Annotated in this window: 20 protein-coding genes and 1 pseudogene; 7 read left to right on the top strand and 14 right to left on the bottom strand. The window is 59.3% G+C overall.

Annotated elements, in window-relative coordinates; genetic code table 11:
• Positions 1-44 precede the first annotated feature (44 nt).
• The 11 genes from astB to acs form a co-directional block, all read right to left on the bottom strand.
• Positions 45-1,391 (bottom strand): N-succinylarginine dihydrolase, encoded by a 1,347-nt coding sequence (astB, locus tag B0E42_RS28130; RefSeq protein WP_053181187.1) that lies wholly within the window; start codon positions 1,389-1,391, stop codon positions 45-47.
• A gap of 173 nt (positions 1,392-1,564) precedes the next feature.
• Positions 1,565-3,034, bottom strand: a complete 1,470-nt coding sequence (gene astD / locus B0E42_RS28125; RefSeq protein ID WP_168188546.1) for a succinylglutamate-semialdehyde dehydrogenase — start codon at positions 3,032-3,034, stop codon at positions 1,565-1,567.
• On the bottom strand, positions 3,031-4,056 hold the full coding sequence (astA, locus tag B0E42_RS28120; protein ID WP_018612658.1) for an arginine N-succinyltransferase: 1,026 nt from the start codon (positions 4,054-4,056) through the stop codon (positions 3,031-3,033). Before astA ends, astD begins: the two co-directional genes overlap by 4 nt.
• A 54-nt stretch (positions 4,057-4,110) precedes the next feature.
• Positions 4,111-5,130: an arginine/ornithine succinyltransferase subunit alpha gene (gene aruF / locus B0E42_RS28115; protein ID WP_018612659.1), complete on the bottom strand. Its 1,020-nt coding sequence runs from the start codon at positions 5,128-5,130 to the stop codon at positions 4,111-4,113.
• Positions 5,131-5,387: 257 nt separating this feature from the next.
• A complete protein-coding gene (locus tag B0E42_RS28110) occupies positions 5,388-6,608 on the bottom strand; it encodes an aspartate aminotransferase family protein (RefSeq protein WP_077508618.1) in 1,221 nt (406 codons plus the stop codon).
• A 353-nt stretch (positions 6,609-6,961) separates the two neighbouring features.
• Positions 6,962-7,942: a GlxA family transcriptional regulator gene (locus tag B0E42_RS28105; protein WP_018612661.1), complete on the bottom strand. Its 981-nt coding sequence runs from the start codon at positions 7,940-7,942 to the stop codon at positions 6,962-6,964.
• Positions 7,943-8,055: 113 nt separating this feature from the next.
• Positions 8,056-8,820 carry an ABC transporter ATP-binding protein gene (locus tag B0E42_RS28100; protein ID WP_018612663.1) on the bottom strand — a complete coding sequence of 255 codons (765 nt, stop codon included), beginning with the start codon at positions 8,818-8,820 and terminating at the stop codon, positions 8,056-8,058.
• A gap of 56 nt (positions 8,821-8,876) precedes the next feature.
• Complete coding sequence (locus tag B0E42_RS28095) at positions 8,877-9,575, bottom strand: ABC transporter permease (RefSeq protein WP_014339810.1); 699 nt, start codon at positions 9,573-9,575, stop codon at positions 8,877-8,879.
• Positions 9,572-10,261, bottom strand: a complete 690-nt coding sequence (locus tag B0E42_RS28090) for an ABC transporter permease (protein WP_014339811.1) — start codon at positions 10,259-10,261, stop codon at positions 9,572-9,574. Before B0E42_RS28090 ends, B0E42_RS28095 begins: the two co-directional genes overlap by 4 nt.
• A 90-nt stretch (positions 10,262-10,351) precedes the next feature.
• Positions 10,352-11,125: an ABC transporter substrate-binding protein gene (locus tag B0E42_RS28085; RefSeq protein WP_077508616.1), complete on the bottom strand. Its 774-nt coding sequence runs from the start codon at positions 11,123-11,125 to the stop codon at positions 10,352-10,354.
• Between the two features lie 699 nt (positions 11,126-11,824).
• A complete protein-coding gene (acs, locus tag B0E42_RS28080; RefSeq protein ID WP_018612666.1) occupies positions 11,825-13,780 on the bottom strand; it encodes an acetate--CoA ligase in 1,956 nt (651 codons plus the stop codon).
• A 532-nt stretch (positions 13,781-14,312) separates the two neighbouring features.
• Here acs and B0E42_RS28075 point away from each other — a divergent pair.
• The 5 genes and pseudogenes from B0E42_RS28075 to B0E42_RS31905 all read left to right on the top strand — a co-directional run.
• On the top strand, positions 14,313-14,576 hold the full coding sequence (locus B0E42_RS28075) for a DUF2790 domain-containing protein (RefSeq protein ID WP_077508614.1): 264 nt from the start codon (positions 14,313-14,315) through the stop codon (positions 14,574-14,576).
• Between the two features lie 32 nt (positions 14,577-14,608).
• Positions 14,609-14,824, top strand: coding sequence for a hypothetical protein (locus B0E42_RS28070; protein ID WP_053181200.1), 216 nt, complete (start codon positions 14,609-14,611; stop codon positions 14,822-14,824).
• A 491-nt stretch (positions 14,825-15,315) separates the two neighbouring features.
• Entirely contained in the window at positions 15,316-16,566 is a 1,251-nt protein-coding gene (locus B0E42_RS28065) for a ribonucleotide-diphosphate reductase subunit beta (RefSeq protein WP_018612669.1), read from the top strand.
• A gap of 392 nt (positions 16,567-16,958) precedes the next feature.
• Complete coding sequence (locus tag B0E42_RS28060) at positions 16,959-17,468, top strand: Bro-N domain-containing protein (RefSeq protein WP_077508612.1); 510 nt, start codon at positions 16,959-16,961, stop codon at positions 17,466-17,468.
• A gap of 253 nt (positions 17,469-17,721) precedes the next feature.
• Positions 17,722-17,871, top strand: a pseudogene (locus B0E42_RS31905) (DNA-binding protein); the annotation flags it as partial.
• A gap of 13 nt (positions 17,872-17,884) precedes the next feature.
• On the opposite strand, the gene B0E42_RS31250 reads toward B0E42_RS31905, so the two are convergent.
• A complete protein-coding gene (locus B0E42_RS31250) occupies positions 17,885-18,061 on the bottom strand; it encodes a hypothetical protein (RefSeq protein ID WP_168188545.1) in 177 nt (58 codons plus the stop codon).
• Between the two features lie 315 nt (positions 18,062-18,376).
• Between B0E42_RS31250 and B0E42_RS28050 the strand changes: the two genes are divergently transcribed.
• The gene (locus B0E42_RS28050) at positions 18,377-19,369 is read left to right on the top strand and encodes a hypothetical protein (RefSeq protein ID WP_077508608.1); all 993 of its coding nucleotides are present in this window, start codon (positions 18,377-18,379) and stop codon (positions 19,367-19,369) included.
• Here the strand turns inward: B0E42_RS28050 and B0E42_RS28045 are convergent.
• Positions 19,366-20,562: a DUF3298 domain-containing protein gene (locus tag B0E42_RS28045; RefSeq protein WP_077508606.1), complete on the bottom strand. Its 1,197-nt coding sequence runs from the start codon at positions 20,560-20,562 to the stop codon at positions 19,366-19,368. The genes B0E42_RS28050 and B0E42_RS28045 overlap by 4 nt on opposite strands.
• A gap of 125 nt (positions 20,563-20,687) precedes the next feature.
• The gene (locus B0E42_RS28040; protein ID WP_077508604.1) at positions 20,688-21,503 is read right to left on the bottom strand and encodes a sulfite exporter TauE/SafE family protein; all 816 of its coding nucleotides are present in this window, start codon (positions 21,501-21,503) and stop codon (positions 20,688-20,690) included.
• A 112-nt stretch (positions 21,504-21,615) separates the two neighbouring features.
• On the opposite strand from B0E42_RS28040, the gene B0E42_RS28035 reads away from it, so the two are divergent.
• The gene (locus B0E42_RS28035) at positions 21,616-22,392 is read left to right on the top strand and encodes a helix-turn-helix domain-containing protein (protein ID WP_077508602.1); all 777 of its coding nucleotides are present in this window, start codon (positions 21,616-21,618) and stop codon (positions 22,390-22,392) included.
• Positions 22,393-22,436: the final 44 nt, after the last annotated feature.

Below are 22,436 nucleotides of genomic sequence, written 5' to 3'. Positions count from 1 at the left end.
AGGCAACGCGCCCTGCTTTGACTGTAGTCAGGTAGCGCGCGCTTTCAATTGATCTGGAAAGGATAAACCGAGCCAAGTTTAAGGATTTGTGTCAGTTCATCCAGTGCCGCACGGCATTCGAGCAGCAACTGCGGGTCTGCCAGATCGTTTTCGGTCATGCGGTCGCGGTAGTGCCGCTCGACCCATTGGGTCAGCGAATCGTACAACGGCGCGGTCATGATAACCCCTGGGTTGACAGCCGCCAGCTCGGTTTCATTGAGGGCCACGCGCAACCTCAGGCAAGCCGGGCCGCCACCGTTCTGCATGCTTTGCTTGAGGTCGAAGACCTTCACTTCGCGAATCACCCCGCCAGTGCCCGTCAGGCCTTGCAGGTAGTGCCAGACACGTTCGTTGCTACGGCACTCTTCCGGCACGATCAAGAGCATTGAACCGTCGGGACGCGACAGCAACTGGCTATTGAACAGGTAGGAACGTACCGCGTCATCGACGGTGACCGCCGAACGCGGTACGCACACCGATTGAAATTTCCCACCGACCTTGGCGAGTTTGCTGCTCAATTCAGCCAGCATCTTGTCGGTCTCGAGAAACGCGTCCTCGTGATAGAACAGCACTTCGCCATTGCCCACCGCGATCACGTCGTTGTGGAACACACCCTGGTCGATCACCGATGGGTTCTGTTGGGCGTACACCACGCCCTCCTCCCTCAGCCCGTGCAGGCGGGCAACAGCCTGGGAAGCTTCCAGGGTCTGGCGCGCCGGGTATTTCTGCGGCGCGGGATAGCGGGTGTCAAAAGCACTGCGGCCGAACACGAAGAACTCGACACCGGCCTCGCCGTAGGCGCGGCAGAAACGGGTGTGGTTGGCCGCGCCTTCGTCACCGAACTGAGCCACCGCCGGCAACGCGGCGTGGTGGGCGAAGTGGTGCTGGTTGGCGAACATCGCCCCCAGCACGCGACTGGTGGTCGGATGCTCGATGCTGCGGTGATATTTGCAGTTCAGGTTGGCGGCGGTGAAATGCACGCGGCCATCGGCGGTGTCGGCGCTCGGGCTGACCGTGGCGGCGTTGGCCACCCACATGCTGGAGGCCGAGCAACTGGCAACCAGCAGCGGCATTGCTTCTTTCGCGGCCTGCTGGATGACTTGGGCATCGCTGCCGGCAAAGCCCAGCCGGCGCAGGGCCGCCACGTCCGGGCGCTCCTGCGGCGCCAGCACACCCTGCTGGAAACCCATGTCCATCAGCGCTTTCATTTTCGCCAGGCCCTGCAACGCCGCTTCCTTGGGGTTGGAGGACTGCTGGCTGTTGCTCTGGGACGCGACGTTGCCGTACGAGAGCCCGCCGTAGTTATGGGTCGGCCCCACTAGACCGTCAAAGTTGACTTCATAGGATTTCATCAGCGAGGCTCCACGAGAATCTGTTTTTTATAGGCATCAATAACAACCGAGTCACGGCTATCGCGGGCAAGCCTTGCTCCCACAGGTTTTGCATAGCTCCTGTGGGAGCAAGGCTTGCTCTCACAGATTTGGCATAACTCCTGTGGGAGCAAGGCTTGCCCGCGATGGCGGTCTCAAGACATGCGCACACCGGGAGTGAGGGCAGCCGGCATCACAAGGCTTGGTGTCTCCAGGGAAGCCACCGGGTAAGCGCAATAATCGGCCGCGTAATAAGCGCTGGCGCGATGGTTGCCCGAGGCGCCGACACCGCCGAACGGCGCGCTGCTGGCGGCACCGGTCAGCTGTTTGTTCCAGTTGACGATACCGGCGCGGCTTTGCAGCCAGAACTGCTGGTAACGCGCCTGGGAATCGGACAGCAACCCGGCGGCCAGGCCATATTGCGTATTGTTGGCCTCGGTGATTGCCGCTGCGAAATCTTTGTAGCGGATCACTTGCAGCAACGGCCCGAACAGCTCTTCATCAGGACGCTCGGCCACGGCCGTCACGTCCAGGATACCCGGCGTCAGCAATGCGGCCTGGGCCTGCGGTTGGGTCATGCTCAACAGCGGTACGGCGCCTTTGCCCAGCAAATGGTTTTGCGCATCCATCAGCGCCTTCGCCGCGGCCAGGGAAATCACCGAGCCCATGAACGGTGCCGGTTGCTGGTCGAAGGCACCGACTTCAAGGGTCGAGCTGACCGCCACCAGGCGCGCCAGCAAGGCATCGCCCCAGGCGCCTTCCGGCACCAGCAGGCGACGCGCACAGGTGCAGCGCTGCCCGGCGGAAATGAAAGCGGACTGAATAATGGTGTAGACCGCCGCATCGACGTCGGCCACCTCATCCACCACCAGCGGATTGTTGCCGCCCATTTCCAGCGCGAGGATCTTGTCCGGACGCCCGGAAAATTGTTGGTGCAACAGATTGCCGGTGCGGCTGGAGCCGGTGAAAAACAGCCCATCGATGCCTGGGTTCGCCGCCAGGGCGATGCCGGTTTCCCGCGCCCCTTGCAGCAGGTTCAGTACGCCCGCCGGCAGACCGGCCTCGATCCAGCACTTGACCGTCAGTTCGGCAACTTTCGGCGTCAGCTCGCTCGGCTTGAACAACACGCTGTTGCCGGCCAGCAGCGCTGGCACGATGTGGCCGTTGGGCAAATGACCAGGGAAGTTGTAGGGACCGAACACCGCCACCACACCGTGGGGCTTGTGGCGCAATACAGCGGTGGCGTCGCCCAGGGGGCCGCTCTTCTCGCCGGTCCGCTCGCGGTAGCTCTGCACCGAAATGGCCACTTTGTTGACCATGCTGGTCACTTCGGTCGCCGCTTCCCACAACGGCTTGCCGGTTTCTTCACCGATGCACTGGGCCAGTTCGTCCGCGTGATTTTTCAGGGCAGCGGCAAAGGCTTCCAGCACCTGGATGCGTTCATCCAGCGAGCGCCGAGCCCAATCCGGGAACGCCTGGCGCGCGGCCTGCACCGCCGACTCCACTTGCGCCGCCGTGGCGCCGTTGCCCGACCACAACACCTCTTGGCTAACCGGGTTCAACGACTCAAAGAGGTCGCCCTGGCCTTCCAGCCAGCTTCCTGCGATGTACAGCGAGTTCATCATTTCGACTCCCGGGCAGCAGACAACGCGACGGCACGTACCTGATCACCGGCGTTGAGTTGAAGACGTTTGGCGGTCAGCGGATCGACCACCAATGTGCCGGCGGCAAAGCGCGCCGGTGCGGCGGTAATGCGGCAGTCTTCGCGCTTGCGGTTATGGATGAGGAACGGCGTGGCATCATCGCCCGGCGTGCCGATGGCCAGCACCAGCGCCTGGCTGTCACGAATCGCGCGGATCTTGCCGGTTTCGCATTCCACCGCTGGGCCGGCGTCGAAGATGTCGACGTAACCCTGGTAGCTGAAACCTTCGCTCTTGAGCATCGACAGCGCCGGCTCGGTGTCGGGATGAACCTGGCCGATCACGGCCCGGGCATCTTCAGACAAGAAACAGGTGTACAGCGGAAACTTGGGCATCAGCTCAGCGATGAACGCCTTGTTACCGACGCCGGTGAGGTAATCGGCCTGGCTGAATTCCATCTTGAAGAAATGCCGGCCCAGGCTTTCCCAGAACGGCGAACGACCGTTGTCGTCGGACATGCCGCGCATCTCGGCGATGATCTTGTTACCGAACAACTGTGGGAATTCGGCAATGAACAACAGCCGCGCCTTGGCCAACATCCGGCCGTTGAGACCACTGCGGAAATCGGCATGCAGAAACAGCGAGCACAGCTCGGAATTGCCGGTCAGGTCGTTGGCCAGGAACAGGGTCGGGATTTCCCGATAGATGTTCAATTCCTGGGAGGCGCTGACCGTCAGGCCGACCCGGAAGTTGTACCAAGGCTCACGCAGGCCCACGGCACCGGCGATGGCGGAAATGCCCACCACGCGACCGTCATCGTCTTCGAGCACGAACAGGTAGTCCGCGTCACCGCGCCCGGCTTCGCCGCGAAAGGTCTTCTCGGCCCAGCCGACCCGATGGGCCAGGCGCTCTTCGTTGGCCGGCAGGGTGGTCAGGCCGGTGCCCGTGCTGCGGGCCAGGGCGATCAGAGCGGGTAAATCGCTGCTGCGTACGGGACGAACGATCATGCTATCTCCTCAAACGGGTCGCTCACGCCACCCGCGAAACTCAGCGGTAAAGCGTTAAACGGCTACCAGACGCACGCTGGCGCCTTCGCCGACGCCCAAGGCTTCGGCCGCTTCCATGTCCAGCGTCACAGGTTTGCCCGGCGCGTAATCAAGATCGAGCAGCACGGCGCGGTAATCCTGCAATTGGGCATTGGCCACCAGGTATTGGCGGCCGGCACCCTTGACCGGTTCGCCGATCTTGACCGGCACCACGCGGCTCTGGGCAATCGAGCGGATGCCCGAGACACGAGCATGCAGGGTCGGGCCACCGTCGAAGATGTCGATGTAGTGATCGGTCTCGAAACCCTCGCGCATCAGGATGTCGAAGGTGATCTGCGCCCGCGGATGGACCTGGCCCATGGCTTCCTGGGCGGCGTCCGGCAACAGCGGCACGTAGATCGGGTAATGGGGCATCAGCTCGGCGAGGAAAGTACGGCTTTTCAGCCCGCACAAACGCTCGGCGGCGGCGTAGTTGAGGTCGAAGAAGTTGCGACCGATGGCGTCCCAGAACGGCGAGTCGCCATTCTCATCGCTGTAGCCGACGATCTCGGTCACCACCGAATCGGCAAACCGTTCCGGGTGGCTGGCGACGAACAGCAGACGCCCGCGGGAATTGAGTTCCGACCATGGCGAACCCACCAGTTCCGGCACCACGTAGAAACTGGTCAGCAGGCTGTTGCCAGTCAGGTCGTGGCACTGGGAGAGCACGTGGATCTTGTTGTGGATCTTCAGTTCACGGGAGGCGTGAACAAAGGTCTCGTTGCGAAAGCTGTAGAACGGTTCGGAATAACCGGCCGAAGCGACGATGGCCGAACAGCCCGCCAGTTTGCCGGTCGCGGTGTCTTCGAGGACGAAGAAATAGCTCTCTTCGCCATTGAAACTGACTTCGGCGGCGAACGAGGCTTCGCTTGCGGCGATCTTGTCGCTCAGGCGTTCCACGTCATCCGGCAAGGAAGTGACACCGATCGGACTGTCCGCAGCCAGACGCTGTACCTCGCCCAGATCAGCCATTTGCGCGGGGCGCATCACCAGCATGGTGTCACTCCTTAACTTGAAATAAAGGGTTCGACCGTCAGGTCGATACACAGAGAATAAAAACCGGACCTGCTCCCCACTGACTCAATATGGGACCAGGTTTGTAGGAGCAAAGCTTGTGGGAGCAAGGCTTGCCCGCGATGCAGGCGACGCGGTCCTTGGTGAACTGAGGCACCCGCATCGCGAGCAAGCTTTGCTCCCACAAACCTGCACCCACATAAGTCCGGCTCCCACAATGGAGCCGGTCAAGTCTGAAATCAGGCTTGGCTCAACTTCGCCGCAGCCCGCTCGAAGCGGTCCAGGCCTTCGTCGATGTCGGCGTCTTCCACCACCAGGCTCGGAGCAAAGCGAATCACGTCCGGGCCGGCTTGCAGGATCATCAGGCCTTCCTGTTCGGCGGCGTTGAAGATGTCCTTGGCCTTGCCTTTCCAGGCGTCGTTCAGCACGCAGCCGATCAGCAAGCCCAGGCCGCGCACTTGGGTGAACAGGCCGTACTTCTCGCCGATCTGCTCCAGGCGTGCCTTGAACTTGTCGTGCTTGGCGTTGACACCCGCGAGCACTTCAGGGGTATTGACCACATCGATCACTGCTTCGGCCACCGCGCAGGCCAGCGGGTTACCGCCATAGGTGGTGCCGTGGGTGCCGACGACCAGGTGCTTGGCCAGCGCTTCGGTGGTGAGCATCGCCGCGATCGGGAAACCACCGCCCAGGCTCTTGGCGCTGGTGAGGATGTCCGGGACCACGCCGTAATGCATATAGGCAAACAGGTGACCGCTGCGGCCCATGCCGGTCTGCACTTCATCGAACACCAACAGCGCGTCGTGGGCATTGCACAGGTCGCGGGCGCCTTGCAGGTAGGCCAGTTCGGCCGGCAGCACACCGCCCTCGCCCTGGATCGGTTCCAGCACCACAGCGCAGGTCTTGTCCGAAATGGCGGCTTTCAAAGCAGCCAGGTCGTTGTAAGGAACGTGGGTGATGCCAGTAATTTTAGGCCCGAAACCGTCGGAGTACTTCGACTGCCCGCCGACGTTGACGGTGAACAGGGTGCGGCCGTGGAAGCTATTGAGCGCGGCGATGATTTCGTATTTTTCGCTGCCGAAACGATCGAACGCGACGCGACGGGCCAGCTTGAAGGCGGCCTCGTTGGCTTCGGCGCCGGAGTTGCAGAAGAACGCGCGCTCGGCAAAAGTCGCGTTGACCAACTTATGGGCCAGGCGCAGGGCCGGCTCGTTGGTGAAGACGTTGGACACGTGCCACAGCTTGTTGGCCTGTTCGGTCAGTGCACCGACCAGTGCCGGGTGGGCATGGCCCAGTACGTTGACTGCGATACCGCCAGCAAAGTCGATCAACTCACGACCGGATTGGTCCCATACGCGGGAACCGGCGCCACGCACAGGTATGAAGGCAGCAGGTGCATAGTTGGGAACCATAACCTGGTCGAAATCGGCGCGTTGTACCGCGGCTTGCTCAACGGACATCGGAGTCTCCTGATGAGGAACACCCGCCTGGAACTGGCGGGCTTGGTAAGGATTGTAAGGACAGTTTTCAGCCCGGCCTTGCCGCCAAGCGACAACTTCTTATAGCGCCAACCCACGTTTTTCGCGGGTTTACGGCAATGCGACAAATAGCGTCGCAAAGGCGCAGTTTAAACGTTGCCGGTGTATTTGAGGGGCTGGCTTCCACATTTCCCTCGGCCATGCAAAACACTTGTGGCGAGGGGACTTATCTGTGGGAGCAAAGCTTGCTCGCGATACAGGCGCCTCGGTTCACCAAGGACCGCATCGCCTGCATCGCGGGCAAGCCTTGCTCCCACAGAAGCGTGTTGTGCCACTTAGCCGCGCTCGGACGGCACCGAGGACAATTCGAACGGGCTGCTGCTGCGTCGCTGGTTGCGGTCTTCCCGCGGTGTGGCGCCGAAGAAGTTGCGGTAGGCGCTGGAGAAGTGCGGCCCTGAGGAGAAGCCGCAGGACAGGCCGATCTGGATGATGGATTTGCTGGTCTGCATCAGCATCTGCCGCGCCTTGTTCAGGCGCAGCTCCAGGTAATACTGGCTAGGCACGCGATTGAGGTATTGCTTGAAGATTCGCTCCAGCTGCCGACGGGATACACAGACATGCTGGGCGATTTCGTCGGTGGTCAGCGGCTCTTCGATGTTGGCCTCCATCAGCAGCACCGCCTGGGTGAGCTTTGGATGGCTGGAGCCAAGGCGGTTCTGCAACGGGATGCGCTGACGCTCGCCGCCCTCGCGAATGCGCTCGACCACCAATTCTTCCGACACCGCGCCGGCCAGTTCCGCGCCGTGATCGCGAGCCAGCACCGCCAGCAACAGGTCGAGCACCGACATGCCGCCGCAAGCGCTCAGGCGATCGCGGTCCCAGTCAAACAGATGGCTGGTGGCGATGACCTTGGGGAAGCGCTCGGAGAAATCGTCCTGCCAGCGCCAGTGCACGGCGGCACGGTAACCGTCGAGCAAACCCAGTTGAGCCAGGGGATAGACACCGGCAGACAAACCGCCAATCACACAACCGGCACGCACCAGTTGCTTGAGGGCGCTGCTCAGTGGCGAGGCCAATGCAGTCGGTGGCTCATCGGCCAGCAGGAACAGCTTCTGGAAGCCCTCGAGCTTGCCGGCCCAGGGCTCGCCCGGCAGCTGCCAGGCACCGTCGGCCGGCGGCTCGGCCTGCAAGAACGACAGTTCGTAGACCACATCCGGATGCACCCGCTGAGCAACACGCAAGGCCTCCTCGGCCAGCGCCAGCGTCAAGGCTTTAGTGCTGGGCCAAATCAGGAAACCTATTCGATGGGCAGTCATGGCGGGCAATCCGAAGCGAAAACAGTGTTAAAGCCAAAAGCGGCTGCAACCAAATTAGACCATCTGGCGCGCGGTGCGCAGCATGACCCAAATCAGGTGCGTCACGGGAGCGATTACTTGAGGCTGCCCGAAAGAAATTGTTGCAGGCGCTCAGATTGCGGATTGACCAGCACTTCGCGCGGGTTGCCGCTTTCTTCGACGATGCCTTTGTGCAAGAACACCAGTTGGTTCGACACTTCACGGGCAAAGCCCATTTCATGGGTCACCACCACCATGGTCCGGCCTTCCAGGGCCAGGGCCTGCATCACCTTGAGCACGTCACCTACCAGTTCCGGGTCCAGAGCCGAGGTCGGCTCGTCGAACAGCATCACCTCCGGCTCCATCGCCAGCGCACGGGCAATCGCCACACGCTGCTGCTCGCCGCCGGACATATGGCCCGGGTAGGCGTCCTTGCGATGGGCCACGCCAACCTTGTTCAGGTAGTGCTCGGCCTTTTCCCGCGCTTCAGCCTTGGCCACGCCCAGTACATGCACCGGCGCTTCCATGATATTTTCCAGCGCAGTCATGTGGGACCACAGGTTGAAATGCTGGAACACCATCGACAGTCGCGAACGCATGCGCTGCAGTTGCTTGGGGTCCGCGGCCTTCAACGCGCCGTCCTTGCCGGCGACCAGCTTCAACTCTTCATTGTTGAGCAGGATCTTGCCGGCATGGGGTTGCTCAAGCAGGTTGATGCAACGCAGGAAAGTACTCTTGCCGGAGCCACTGGAGCCGATGATGCTGATCACATCGCCAGCGGCGGCTTTCAGGGACACGCCCTTGAGCACTTCGTGACTGCCATAGCGTTTATGCAGGTCTTGGACTTCAAGCTTGTACATGCGGTCGGTTCTCACAAAACGTCAGTCGTTGAGCAGTCGATCGGATCGATGCGTTATCAGTGCTTGCGCGGGGCCAGGTAACCCAGCCAGCGGCGCTCGGCCAGTTTGAACAGGCGCACCAGGATGAAGGTCAGGCACAGGTAGAAAACGCCGGCCGTGATGTAGGCCTCGAACGGCAAGTAGTACTGCGCGTTCACCGTGCGCGCGGCACCGGTGATGTCGATCAGGGTCACGATGGATGCCAGGCTGGTGGTCTGCAACATCATGATCACTTCGTTGCTGTATTGCGGCAGCGCCCGACGCAAGGCCGATGGCAGCAGGATCCGGCGATACAGCTTGTAGCGCGACATGCCCATGGCCTTGGCCGCTTCGATCTCACCGTTGGGCGTGGCCCGCAGGCTGCCGGCGATGATTTCGGCGGTGTAGGCGCTGGTGTTGATAGCGAACGCCAGGCACGCACAGAAGGTCGCACTGGACAGCCACGGCCAGAGGAAGCTTTCACGAACGATCGCGAACTGCGCCAGCCCGTAGTAGATCAGGAACAGCTGGACCAGCATCGGCGTGCCGCGGATCACGTAGGTGTAGAGCCAGGCCGTCATGTTGACCGCCGGCTGCTTGGACACCCGCATCAGCCCCAGGGGCAACGCCGCCAGCAGGCCGAAGAACAGCGACAGGGCCAACAGCTTCAGGGTGGTCAACAAGCCACTGAAGTACAGCGGCAAGGCTTCATAGATGACGTTGTAGTCGAAGATCATAGATCAGCCGCCCTTACGCCTACCGAGTAGCGCTTCTCAAGGTGACGCAACGCCAGCAACGAGACACTGGTGATCACCAGGTACATCGCCGCCACTGCGAGGAAGAAGGTGAAAGGCTCGCGCGTGGCATCTGCCGCCTGCTTGGCCTTGAACATCATGTCTTGCAGGCCCACCACCGAAATCAGCGCGGTAGCCTTGGTCAGCACCAGCCAGTTGTTGGTGAAGCCCGGAATCGCCAGGCGAATCATCTGCGGCACCAGCACCCGGAAAAACACCTGGAACCCGTTCATGCCGTACGCCATGCCGGCCTCGGCCTGCCCCTTGGGGATCGCCATGAACGCGCCGCGGAAGGTTTCCGACAGGTAGGCACCGAAGATGAAGCCCAGGGTGCCGATACCGGCCGCCAGCGGGTTCAGGTCGATGTAGTCGTCATAGCCGAGCATCGGTGCCACGCGGTTGAGCAGGTCCTGGCCGCCGTAGAAAATCAGCAGGATCAGCACCAGGTCGGGAATGCCGCGAATGACCGTGGAATACAAGTCGCCCAGCCACGCCAGCCAGCGCACCGGAGAGAGGCGCAACGCAACGCCGATCAACCCCAGGACGATGGCCAGGGCCATGGACGACAAGGCGAGCTCAAGCGTCAACCATGCGCCATCGAGGATGACAGCCCCGTAGCCTTTCAACATGATTCAGGTCCTCGAAAGTGGGATGAAAAAATGGCGCAAACCGCAGAGATCCTGTTGCTTGCGCCATTTCGCACGAGTGGCGGGACGTTGTTACTTGCCGTAGATGTCGAAAGCGAAGTATTTGTCCTGGATTTGCTTGTACTTGCCGTTCGCGCGAATGGCAGTGATCGCGCCATTGATCTTGTCTTTCAGGGCATCGCCCTTGCGAACCGCGATACCGATACCGTCGCCGAAGTATTTTTCGTCGGTAAAGGCTGGACCTACAAATGCGAAGCCCTTGCCAGCATCGGTCTTGAGGAAGCCGTCATCCAACAGCGTAGCGTCTGCCACGGTGCCGTCGAGACGACCAGCGGACACGTCCAGGTAAATCTCGTTCTGCGAACCGTATGGCTTGATCTCGGCACCCAGCGGAGCCAACACTTCACGGGCGAAACGCTCGTGGATCGAACCACGTTGCACGCCGATGTTCTTGCCCTTGAGCTCGGCCAGGTTGTCGCTGACCTGGGTACCGGCCTTCATCACCAGACGGGCCGGGGTGTTGTAGTACTTGTTGGTGAAATCAACCGATTTCTTGCGATCTTCGGTGATCGACATGGACGACAGGATCGCGTCGATCTTGCGGACCTTGAGCGCCGGGATCAGGCCGTCGAACTCTTGCTCGACCCACACGCACTTGACCTTCATCTCTTCGCACAGCGCATTGCCGATGTCGTAGTCGAAACCGACGATGCTGCCATCCGGGGCTTTCGAGGCGAACGGAGGGTAAGCCGCTTCGATACCAATCTTCAGGGGCTTCTCATCAGCGAAGGTCGGCAGGGACAGCACGGACAGTGCCAGGGCGCCAAGCAGCACAAGTTTCTTCATCTTGGGACTCCATCGGTAAAGGGCAAAAACGGCAGAGTGAGCAACAGCCCAATATGCGAATGGGTGAAACGAACTTTGGTGCTGCGTCCTAGGAAGCTCACGTTTTATTCAACACGAGCCACGACGAGCGAGTGATCGGCATTCTAACGACAGGCCCGAAGCCGATATTTCTTCAATGCGACAACAAATTACAGAAGCACCGAGAAAGCTGTTCGAGCGCATTGACAGCCCCGCAAATTCATGCACGAGCAAAAGAAGGGAAACCGATCTATGCTGCAAATAGCGGGCCCATTATTCGCAAACCCTTCTAATCCGGCAAGCACAGCGTGTCGGCTTATTTGGGCAGACGCCTGGAACCGCCCTATAACGGGGCCTCGCGTTTCACATCGCCCCGTTGTGGCGCCTTTGGTTACACATTTCGAAACATCGGTAACGTTCAGACACTTCCTACTTTAAACGCCGATATTTATTCGCAGACCATGCCAGCCGAACACAAAACACTTTGGCAGAGGACTTATCCCGGCGCAGAGGTTTAGAAACAAGGCTTTGTGGGAGCAAAGCTTGCTCGCGAAACAGACGCCTCGATTTCTGCAAGACCGCATCGCCTTCATCGCGGGCAAGCCTTGCTCCCACAAAAGCCTCATAAAAAAGCCCCGCTCGGCACTGCCGGGCGGGGCTTTTCGGTTTTACGGGTTACCCTCAGGCAACGTTCATCGTCTTGTGCGTCTCGATCAGGTGCGCCACCACACCCGGGTCGGCCAGGGTGGAGATATCACCCAACCCGTCGTACTCCGCCGTGGCGATCTTGCGCAGGATGCGGCGCATGATCTTGCCGGAGCGGGTTTTCGGCAGCCCCGGCGCCCACTGGATCACATCCGGCGAAGCAATCGGACCGATCTCCTTGCGCACCCAGTTCTTCAGTTCCAGGCGCAGGGCCTCGCTGGTTTCTTCGCCGGCATTGAGGGTGACATAGACATAGATGCCCTGCCCCTTGATGTCGTGCGGCACACCGACCACCGCCGCTTCGGCGACTTTCGGGTGGGCGACCATGGCGCTCTCGATCTCGGCCGTGCCCATGCGGTGACCGGACACGTTGAGCACGTCATCCACCCGACCGGTGATCCAGTAGTAGCCATCCTCGTCGCGACGAGCGCCGTCGCCGGTGAAGTACATGCCGCTGAACGTCTTGAAGTAGGTGTCGACAAAACGGTCATGGTCGCCGTACAGCGTACGCGCCTGGCCTGGCCACGAATCGAGGATCACCAGGTTGCCTTCGGCGGCGCCTTCGATCAGGTTGCCCAGGTTGTCCACCAACGCCGGCACCACACCGAAGAACGGACGCGTGGCCGAACCTGGCTTCAATGCCGTGGCGCCTGGCAGTGGGCTGATCAGCACGCCACCGGTTTCGGTCTGCCACCAGGTGTCGACGATAGGGCAGCGTTCCTTGCCGACATTCTTGTAGTACCAGCCCCAGGCTTCCGGGTTGATTGGCTCACCCACCGAACCCAACAGGCGCAGGCTGCTGCCGTCAGCACCTTCGACGGCGGCGGTGCCCGAGGCCATCATCGCGCGGATCGCGGTCGGCGCGGTGTAGAGGATGTTGACCTTGTGCTTGTCGATGACCTTGGCCACCCGGGTGATGTCCGGGTAGTTCGGTACGCCTTCGAACAGCAGCGTGGTCGCGCCATTGGCCAGCGGGCCGTAGACGATATAGCTGTGGCCAGTGACCCAACCCACGTCGGCGGTGCACCAGTACACCTCGCCCGGCTTGTAGTCGAACACCCGCTCATGGGTCAGCGCCGCGTACAGCAAGTAGCCGGCCGTGGTGTGTTGCACGCCCTTGGGCTTGCCGGTGGAGCCGGAGGTGTAGAGGATGAACAGCGCTTCCTCGGCACCCATTTCCTTCGGCGCGCAAACGGTGCCGGCCACTTTCATCAGGTCTTCGTACCAGATGTCACGGTGCTGGTTCCACTTGATGCCGCCACCGGTGCGCTTGCAGACGATGACTTTCTGGATGCTGCTGGTTTCCGGGTTGGTCAGCGCGTCATCGACGTTGGCCTTGAGCGGGATCTTCTTGCCGGCGCGAACGCCTTCGTCGGCGGTGATCACCACTTTGGATTTGCAGTCGATGATCCGACCGGCCAGCGCTTCAGGCGAGAAACCGCCGAACACCACCGAGTGAATCGCACCGATCCGGGCACAGGCCAGCATCGCGACCACGGCTTCAGGGATCATCGGCATGTAGATGGTCACCACATCGCCGCGGTGCACGTCTTGGCCGCGCAGGGCGTTGGCGAACTTGCAGACTTCTTCATGCAGCTCGCGATAGGTGATGTTGCGGCTCTCGGCAGGGTCATCGCCCTCCCAGATAATCGCAATCTGATCGCCGCGCTCGGCCAGGTGACGGTCGAGGCAGTTGTAGGAAACGTTCAGGGTGCCGTCGGCGAACCACTTGATGTCGACGTGGTGATCGTCGAAGGACGTCTGCTTCACCGTGGTGAAAGGCTTGATCCAATCGAGGCGCTTGGCCTGCTCGCGCCAGAAGCCGTCCGGGTTGACGACCGACTGCTGGTACATGGCCTTGTAGGTCGCCTCGTCAGTCAGCGTATTGGCCGCAACCTCGGGACGAACGGGATACACAGAAGCCGCACTCATCTTTCTTACCTCGGTGAATAGTTGTTTTTGTATGATCCCGTTGTAGCCCGGGGCGGGCCTATAGAACCATTCGACGATGGTAGTAACAAGTCCCTACAAAATGTCGGTACTAGTGGGAGCCGAGCTTGCTCGCGATGGCGGTGGATCAGCTTGCATTGATATTGACTGGCACACCGCTTTCGCGAGCAAGCCCGCTCCCACAGTTGAATTTCAGTGAACACCTATTTTGTGTCCGACACAGATCCCCTGTGGGAGCGGGCTTGCTCGCGAAGACGGCGGTAAGTCCAACACAGATGTAACAGACAGCCACCGACTCCCAGTCGATTATTACCAGATCAACCAACAGTGTTTATCAAAACCGAGTCTGTTTACCCCCACCCTCACCTTCTAAAATCCACCTCGCCAACCGGCAAACACGATTAGCGCAACACAGCCCCCACGAAGGCCGTTAATCCAACTTCCAACATCAGCTCCACACGCAACCCCAAAAAGGTTGCGTGACCCCACTCGACTTTAAAAAGGTGAAATACAGATGAAAGCTTTATGGGTTCTGGTCCTCGGCAGCCTTTGCGCCACCGCGATGGCAGACGAGCTCCCGACCGATGTTGCACAGCAAAAACCGGCCATTGAGGAGTACACCTACTCCACCCACCTGGACATCGCCAAAGTCATCTCCATGAGCGCCATCCCGAACGTCTGCGAAGTGGTCCCGGCGAAGATGGAGTACGACGATTCCAAGGGCCAACGCCACATCCTGCGCTACAGCGTCATGGGCAACGACTGCTCCAACGGCTGACTGACTTGATAAAGGAATTTGGAGCAACCACCATGAAAACCCATCTGATCCTGGCCCTGACCCTGTCCGTACTGGCCGCCAATACCTTCGCCGCCGACGGGTTTGATCGCACCGGTAGCGCCGTCGCTGAAGACGGCTACGACCACACCGGCTCCGCCACTGTCGCGCAAGACGGCTACGACCGCACCGGCTCTGCTACCGTTGCCGCCGATGGCTACGATCGCACCCGTTCAGCCCGCATCGGTTGATCATTACTGACATTTTCCACGGCCCGGTTTCGACCGGGCCTGGTTGTGTCTAGAACCGCCGAAAACCCTCCGCAAACACAACATGTAGTGCAAACCCGCAAAAAACGCTCGTTTTTTGATCAAAAAAAACCGCGATACGATCCATGCAAAAAAAATCTTCAGCGGCCAAAGCCTTGTAAACCCTCACTCCCACGCGGATATACCACCCGCTACCCCTTCTGTGAGCTATTTCGCCGCAGCACGTAGGCAAAAAAGTCCTTATAATGCCGCCTTAAACGGGCCTGCAATATTCCCTTACAGGGGATCACGCCAGCCTGGAGCCCACGCAGAGGCCAATCGCCTCCTCGCGTTCACAGCCGCTCCGGAATGACCCGTACATTTTTCTGTTTATTGCCTGCGTCAGCTGCTGCAACAAACGATTTTTCCAAGATCCACCGCGGCCAGTTAGGCCTTCATCGGGCATCTGGCCCTCACGCAGGAGACGACACGTCATGCTGAGCTGGGACGAATTCGACAAAGAAGACAGCGGCGAAGTCGCTGTAAAAGGCGCCAACGCCGGCCACGCTTCTGAAGCCAACATGGACCGCCTCGACAGCGCTGGCGGTGCCGCCGCCCTCGAAGCGCGGGCCGTGACAGCCAGCGACTCGGCCGCGATCATTCGCGCCAAGGCCGCCCTCGACAAACTCGACGTCGCCGAAGGCCTCGCCGAACTCGAAGGCGCCGCCGCCCGTGTCGCCGTCGATGAAAAGCGCATGATCAACTGCCGCGCCGACCTCAACCAGCTCGTGCCGTTCAAATACGACTGGGCCTGGCAGAAGTACCTGGACGGCTGCGCAAACCACTGGATGCCGCAAGAAGTCAACATGACCGCCGACATCGCCCTCTGGAAAGACCCGGAAGGCCTGACCGACGACGAACGCCGCATCGTGATGCGCAACCTGGGCTTCTTCTCCACCGCCGACTCCCTGGTTGCCAACAATCTGGTCCTGGCCGTGTACCGCCTGATCACCAACCCGGAATGCCGCCAGTACATCCTGCGCCAGGCGTTCGAAGAGGCGATCCACACCCACGCCTACCAGTACTGCATCGAATCGCTGGCCATGGATGAAGGCGAGATCTTCAACATGTACCACGAGATCCCATCGGTCGCGAAAAAAGCCGCCTGGGGCCTGAAATACACCCGTTCGATCTCCGATCCGAAGTTCGAAACCGGCACCCCGGACACCGACAAAGAGCTGCTGCGCAACCTGATCGCTTACTACTGCGTCCTGGAAGGCATCTTCTTCTACTGCGGCTTCACCCAGATCCTCTCCATGGGCCGCCGCAACAAAATGACCGGCGTCGCCGAGCAGTTCCAGTACATCCTGCGCGACGAATCCATGCACCTGAACTTCGGTATCGATGTGATCAACCAGATCAAAATCGAAAACCCACACCTGTGGGATGCCGAGATGAAGGAAGAAGCGACCCAGATGATCCTGCAAGGGACCCAACTGGAGATCGAATACGCCCGCGACACCATGCCTCGCGGCGTACTGGGCATGAACGCGGCGATGATGGAGGACTACCTCAAGTTCATCGCTAACCGTCGCCTGTCGCAGATTGGTCTTAAGGAAGAATATCCAGGGACGACTAACCCGTTCCCTTGGATGAGCGAGATCATGGACTTGAAGAAAGAGAAGAACTTCTTTGAGACGCGCGTGATTGAGTATCAGACGGGTGGGGCTTTGAGCTGGGATTGATTTGAAAGAAAAATCCTAGGCTCCACGCGTAACTAAAAACCCCGTGAAAACGGGGTTTTTGTATTTCTACAGGACCAAAACTGCGTTTAACTCTGGGACCGGCACACTACCTTTACCCTACGAAAAACTCAGAATCTTTCCGCATTGACGCCGTATCGTCTCGTTACCTATCTTAGTCGCAGGTGCCTAAGAAACGCCCAACGTAGTAGCTAATCGCCAAACATAGAACCGCGTACTGTCTAAGGACATTTGCAACTCTGTGTGGAGAAAATAGCTAGTTGGGATTTCTCTTACATCCTCTACGTCGGGCTCGCGCCGCTAACCTTCGAACGTAGAGGTGGTTATGCCCACAAGAACGCTGCTCTGCTCTCCGTATACCTCGGAGCCCCATCATGCCTGATGCTTACATTCCGGCGGTTTTCACCCGTCACAACCTCCATCTGCATACCCTCTTGGTTGAAAACCAAGCTTGGTTCAGCGCCTCGGATTTGGGGCGTTTTATGAGCAAGCACCTCGATGAACGCATGACCCGCAAGCTTGACCCTGACCAACGTCGGATGATGCTCGTGCATGTCCACGGTTTGACTGAAGAGCGTCTGATGCTGAGCGAATCGGGCGTTTATGCGTTGCTGGTTTATCACTACTGCCCTGAGTATCGATTGCTGCGTGAGTGGATCACGCATCAGGTGGTGCCGACCCTGCGGGATGAACACTACTCGCACAAGGTGGAACGGCCTACGTTGAGCGTGCTGGATTGGCCGAAGATGTCGCTCTGCATGCTGCACTGGCAGGATGAGCCATGGATTCGCTTGCGGGATATGCCGGCGGTGCTGGTGGATGATCCGTTTAGCCAGCATGAATCCTGGTGGCGGAAAGCTTCTCGGGTTTTGCGAGGGTTTTGAGCATTCAATCATTAGCTGCCGTCCGTGTTCGGGCGGCGGTTTTTTGTTGGTGATATGGAATTGGGGCTGCTACGCAGCCCAGCGGGAGCAAGCTCCCTCGCCACGGTTGTCAAATCACAGATTGGTGTAGTGCTTGGTTGCTGCGTTGTCTTGAAAATCGCAGGCAGGCTCCCACGGCTATGGCGGTGTGGAATAGTGGCTTCAGGAAACGTCCAGTTTCTGTTAGACGAAAAAGAACATATGGGGAAATGTAATGACGAAAAAAATAAAAAGTGAAGCCTTCGAGTCGATTCACAGTTCGGCCGAAGCACTGCTGAAAATCGGTGCTATCGACAAGGCCACCATGCGAGAGTTTGACGAGGCCTGCATGGCTGAGGTGCCTGCTGAAATCTCAGATCAGGAAGACTCGTCTGCACTCAGAGCCGGCCCTCAAAACCCTCGATGATGTCCTCGGGGGTGCGGTCAAAGTCCGCCGGCATCCGAATCTTTCCCTTCAACCGCCCAGGCTTGCGCGCCTCCAGATAAGGCTTGCCGGCCTTGGTGATCACCACTCTAATGATTTCCCTGTGCCGTTCACCGGTGCTCTCTTTCATCGAAGTTTCCCATTTACTGCTTCCGGCAATATATTGCCGGTTATCTGAAAGGTCGGGCTATAACCGGCATTATGATACCGATTCATACAAGTTTGGGGCCGTAAAACCGGGGCTGCTTCGCAGCCCAGCGGGGATAAATCCCCTCGCCACAGGTTGGTGTCAGGGCGCAGGTGGGTGGCAGGCTTGATGGTTGGGTTGGGTTTGGGAATCGTGAGCAAGCTCGCTCCCACAGGTTTTGTGGTGTGTTGAAACTTTGGGTGCAGCCCGCCGCGTCCTTCGGTATTAATACACTTCCTCTCATGGACCCGAGCCCCGATGAAATTCGATACCGCCTATTGCCTCAGCCTTGATGCCAAGCTTTCGATCTATGACGTTCGGGATCTGAATTTCGACGAGACCATGGCCTTCGATTCGGCCAAGGAGCGCTTTCAGTGCCCCAACGATGCCTGTCGGGTGGCGTTTGATGAGGACAATCGGCTGACGACGTTCAACGCCAAGAACGTCAATTACATCCGCACGCCACATTTCAAGAATCAACCGACTACCCAGCATATCGAGGGCTGCCCTTATGTCAGTCCGAAAACGCCGGGGTTGGGTGCGGAGAGTGTTGAGGCACAAACGGATGACGACCGCGAGGAGCATTTTCCGTCGGAGCTGTTGCTGACTCGGCGTCAGTACGTGCGCAAGCCGTCCGATCCGTCGAAGGACGTTGAAGCAGCGACTCGGCCTACGTCGCCTACCCTATCGTCCCACGGTGATGACGTTCATTGCGCCCAGGATTCGACACCCGACAAGACCAGTGTCTTCGCCCACCCGGTGGAGTGTTTTGTGTCGAACTTCGCGGACAAGGACCTGCTCAAGCGCAAGCTGTTGAAGATTGGCGAGCACACGGCGCCCTATGGATCGTTCTTCAAGAAGATCGAGTATTTGCAGGACAACAAGGGCTTGATTTACTGGGGCAAGATCAAGGAGATCAAGGATTACACGCAAAGCTTTCGCATCGATTTCGAACCCAAGGTCTGGTTCAAGCAACCGGACGAGGCGAAGAAGAAGCCTTACTCGGTCAACGTTTACCTGAGCAAGAAGCTGATCGATAACTACCGCAAGCGCAAAGCGTTCCTGGAAGAGATCAAGCATGCCGTCGACAGTGACGCGCCGTTGTATTGCTTCTTTTATGGCGTGACGCCGGAGTTGAAACAGGTACCGAGCAAGAAGAACCCCGAACAGACGTTCGGGGTGTTCAGTGCCAATATCGAGAACCTGGATCACTTCGTTATTCGGGAAGCGCCCGGGTTGGCTGAGGGTTAGTCACCAGTCCCGGGCAATTGAAGTTTGACCGCACCGGGGTGTTGTTTTACGACTGCGTACGGCAGCACCGACCAGCCGGGGTCATCACAAACGCGTTGCGCGCGGACGAAGAACGGTCCCAGGTACAAACCTTTTTCGGTGAAGTACCAATTGGAATATCCCCAGACGCCTTCATCGGTGTAGTCGCAGCTGTCTTCATCCGTTGGCTTCAGCATCTCGTCGGGGTACAGCGTGGTGAATTGCTTGATCAGCCATGGCGCGAATACCTCGCGTTGGTAAGTGTATCGCGCCTGGCTCTCTCCATCGGTCAACGGAGCATCACCCGCGTCGTTGTGGCCGGCGTACAGCGGTGGCTTGCCTGTGCCAACCCAGAGCACATCTTCCAGCGACAAACTGTGGCCGGTGTGAGCATCGAGATTGAGCGGCGAATTGCCAAAATCCGGATGCACGCCGCCGCAGTAGTAACTTGTGGAAATGTTCAGGCTGATCACATCGGGCGATAGGAATTTGGGCGCGACACCTTGGTCGAACTCGGCATTATCCGCGCCCTGCAACAGACAGCCGTGGTAGCTGATGACTTCGGTCCAGAGCCGTCCCAACAATTGCCGATTGACCCGTTGTAGTTCGTCTTTCGAGTAGCCGGACTCGACGCTGAACATGGAAATACCGGATTGTGGCTCCGTCCACCATTGCAAGTCATGGCCCATGAAAGATTCTTTCTTGCCCGGTTTGAGTTTCAAGCCCAGCAGACGGAGATACTCATAAGGGTCACTTTTTCGCAGCTCGGCGATAACGGGGGGAAGATCAGCTCCGGGTGCAGGGAGCGTGGCTTCGGTCAACTGCACGGGCAGAACCTTGCCCTTGAGACTTTTCCATTCACCCTGCCAGCCGTTGGCCGTTTTTTGCAGCGTCAGGGTTGGCAGCGATTGGCCGTCGTCGTAACGGGTACCGCCCTCGACCATCGTCAGGGTCTTTCCTTGCAGCGAGCCGCTCAATCCCAAGTCACGATGGTATTTCTCATAGAAATAACGACCGATGACCTCGTCCTCTTGAGCAGTGTTGAGTCCCAGCACAATCGGCATCTTGCCCAAGGTGCCGGTAAAGACGCCACTACCACCATCGGCACTGGCTGTCGAACAGAGCGCGATAAGGCACACGGCGCTGGATGCGAGGAGCAACAGTCCTTTGAACATGGAATCTTCCTGGAAAAAGCGAGCGTCAGCTCACGAAATGAGTGGCGCGAAGTATGACGAATCAGCCTCATAGAATCGATATGCCCCCCTCTCCCACAAAATGTTGAGCAATGCCACGCAGCAACTTACCGCACCGATATGCCCAACATCACGACGATCAACAATCCGATATAAACCCCGGCGTGAAATCGATCCGGTATCCGCCCGATCCATGGCGTAGCTAATCGAATCCCCACTAACGAGCCCAGTGTCAAAACCGCAAACGCCTGCAAATCCACATACCCCACAAACCACGGCCCCAAATCAAACTCGATAAACCCGGCCATGGCCATGTAAGTCAACGTCCCGACCACCGCAACCGGCAAACTCAGCGGGTTAGCCATGGACGTCGCGCGCGACATGTTCAGCCCGCAACGACGCAATAACGGCACCGTCATGACGCTGCCACCCACGCCTAGAAAAGTGGCGATGGCGCCGATGCTGATTCCGCCTGCCGAGACCTCTGCCCTACCCAACCGCCGTGGGACTACAGCGTCAGACTGTGTCAGAAAACCGCGCCTGAGCAAGCAGTCCAGAATGGTCACGCCCAGGTAAACGATGAAGGCATAGCGAATGACTTCGCTACTCGCCCACATCGCGGCAACGGCTCCAACGATAGCGCCCAGGCCGATGAAGCCGCCCAACGGCCACACGTAGTGGCGAATGAGGTTACCGGCGCGGTGATGCTTGGCGGTGGCGATCAGCGCGTTGACGATCATCACGCAGGTCGAGGTGGCCACGGCAATATGCATCGCCGATTGGCCGATAGGGTCGTCAGCGCCGTGGCTGGCGGTGAGCATGCGGTATAGCAAGGGCACCACGACGAATCCGCCGCCGAAGCCGAACAGCACAGCAGTGACGCCAGTCATGCAACCGAAAAGTGCCAGCAAGAGGTAGAACATCGCGCAGCATCCATAAATTGAGAGAGGCCGACGATAGAGCGATGGGGCTTGGCCTGCCTCAGCAAGTAGGCCAATAATGTTTGTGTTTACGCCAATTGTTGGATACCGCTCGATGCGCAATGTTTCGATTGACCTGCTGGACGACACCCCACGGCCAGTGGTGGCTATTGGCACGGATTACCCCGACGGCCATCGATTGCCGCGCCATACCCACCGGCGTGCGCAGTTGCTCTACGGCGCCACCGGAGTCATGCAGGTCAGCACGGCAGACGGCAATTGGGTGGTGCCGCCGCAACGGGCAGTGTGGATCCCGCCCGGGGTTGCCCATGAGGTGCTGATGCTGGGCGTCAGCACGCGAAGTTTGTATATCGAACCGGCTGCGGTAACGGCCATGGACGCCCGTTGCCAGGTCATCAGCGTGTCGCCGCTGATGCGCCAGTTGCTGATGGAAGCCGTGGAGCTTGCGCTGAACTACGACGAGGCTGGACGCGATGGTGCGCTGATCGATCTGCTGCTGCACGAGTTGCTGCGCAGCACCCATCTGCCCCTGCACCTTCCGCTGCCCCAAGACCCGCGCCTGCTCGACCTGTGCCAGGCATTTCTGAAACACCCGGACGCCCACGTCTCGCCCCTGCAATGGGCGGCGCAGTTGCCTATCAGCTTGCGCTCGTTCAATCGCCTGTTCAGCCAGCAAACCGGGTTAAGTTTCAGCCAATGGCGACAACAAGCCTGCGTGATGTCGGCATTGTCCCGGTTGGCCGTCGGCCATTCAGTGACCCGAATCGCCCTGGACCTGGGCTACGACAGCCCCGCGGCATTCTCCACGATGTTTCGTCGCGTACTGGGTCACGCCCCGAGCGCCTGGCTGGAGAGGACCGCCGGTCATTGATCAAAAAAATGAGATTGATCGGGATTCAAAACAACTGTACAAAA

Origin of the sequence: Pseudomonas sp. A25(2017) (genome assembly GCF_002001065.1) — a bacterium.
GTDB classification, from domain to species: domain Bacteria; phylum Pseudomonadota; class Gammaproteobacteria; order Pseudomonadales; family Pseudomonadaceae; genus Aquipseudomonas; species Aquipseudomonas kilonensis.
The sequence above is the reverse complement of the archived record's forward strand: the minus strand, read 5'-3'. Positions and strand labels throughout refer to the sequence as shown.

Excerpts from the sequence above, each read along its gene's own strand:
- B0E42_RS28045 (WP_077508606.1), bottom strand. The coding sequence starts at position 20,562 with ATGTTCAAAGGACTGTTGCTCCTCGCATCCAGCGCCGTGTGCCTTATC.
- B0E42_RS28060 (WP_077508612.1), top strand. The coding sequence starts at position 16,959 with ATGCCTGATGCTTACATTCCGGCGGTTTTCACCCGTCACAACCTCCAT.
- B0E42_RS28110 (WP_077508618.1), bottom strand. The coding sequence starts at position 6,608 with ATGTCCGTTGAGCAAGCCGCGGTACAACGCGCCGATTTCGACCAGGTT.
- B0E42_RS28050 (WP_077508608.1), top strand. The coding sequence starts at position 18,377 with ATGAAATTCGATACCGCCTATTGCCTCAGCCTTGATGCCAAGCTTTCG.
- B0E42_RS28040 (WP_077508604.1), bottom strand. The coding sequence starts at position 21,503 with ATGTTCTACCTCTTGCTGGCACTTTTCGGTTGCATGACTGGCGTCACT.
- B0E42_RS28100 (WP_018612663.1), bottom strand. The coding sequence starts at position 8,820 with ATGTACAAGCTTGAAGTCCAAGACCTGCATAAACGCTATGGCAGTCAC.
- B0E42_RS28065 (WP_018612669.1), top strand. The coding sequence starts at position 15,316 with ATGCTGAGCTGGGACGAATTCGACAAAGAAGACAGCGGCGAAGTCGCT.
- astD (WP_168188546.1), bottom strand. The coding sequence starts at position 3,034 with ATGATGAACTCGCTGTACATCGCAGGAAGCTGGCTGGAAGGCCAGGGC.
- B0E42_RS31250 (WP_168188545.1), bottom strand. The coding sequence starts at position 18,061 with ATGAAAGAGAGCACCGGTGAACGGCACAGGGAAATCATTAGAGTGGTG.
- B0E42_RS28070 (WP_053181200.1), top strand. The coding sequence starts at position 14,609 with ATGAAAACCCATCTGATCCTGGCCCTGACCCTGTCCGTACTGGCCGCC.
- acs (WP_018612666.1), bottom strand. The coding sequence starts at position 13,780 with ATGAGTGCGGCTTCTGTGTATCCCGTTCGTCCCGAGGTTGCGGCCAAT.
- B0E42_RS28095 (WP_014339810.1), bottom strand. The coding sequence starts at position 9,575 with ATGATCTTCGACTACAACGTCATCTATGAAGCCTTGCCGCTGTACTTC.
- B0E42_RS28090 (WP_014339811.1), bottom strand. The coding sequence starts at position 10,261 with ATGTTGAAAGGCTACGGGGCTGTCATCCTCGATGGCGCATGGTTGACG.
- B0E42_RS28085 (WP_077508616.1), bottom strand. The coding sequence starts at position 11,125 with ATGAAGAAACTTGTGCTGCTTGGCGCCCTGGCACTGTCCGTGCTGTCC.
- astB (WP_053181187.1), bottom strand. The coding sequence starts at position 1,391 with ATGAAATCCTATGAAGTCAACTTTGACGGTCTAGTGGGGCCGACCCAT.
- astA (WP_018612658.1), bottom strand. The coding sequence starts at position 4,056 with ATGATCGTTCGTCCCGTACGCAGCAGCGATTTACCCGCTCTGATCGCC.
- aruF (WP_018612659.1), bottom strand. The coding sequence starts at position 5,130 with ATGCTGGTGATGCGCCCCGCGCAAATGGCTGATCTGGGCGAGGTACAG.
- B0E42_RS28105 (WP_018612661.1), bottom strand. The coding sequence starts at position 7,942 with ATGACTGCCCATCGAATAGGTTTCCTGATTTGGCCCAGCACTAAAGCC.
- B0E42_RS28035 (WP_077508602.1), top strand. The coding sequence starts at position 21,616 with ATGCGCAATGTTTCGATTGACCTGCTGGACGACACCCCACGGCCAGTG.
- B0E42_RS28075 (WP_077508614.1), top strand. The coding sequence starts at position 14,313 with ATGAAAGCTTTATGGGTTCTGGTCCTCGGCAGCCTTTGCGCCACCGCG.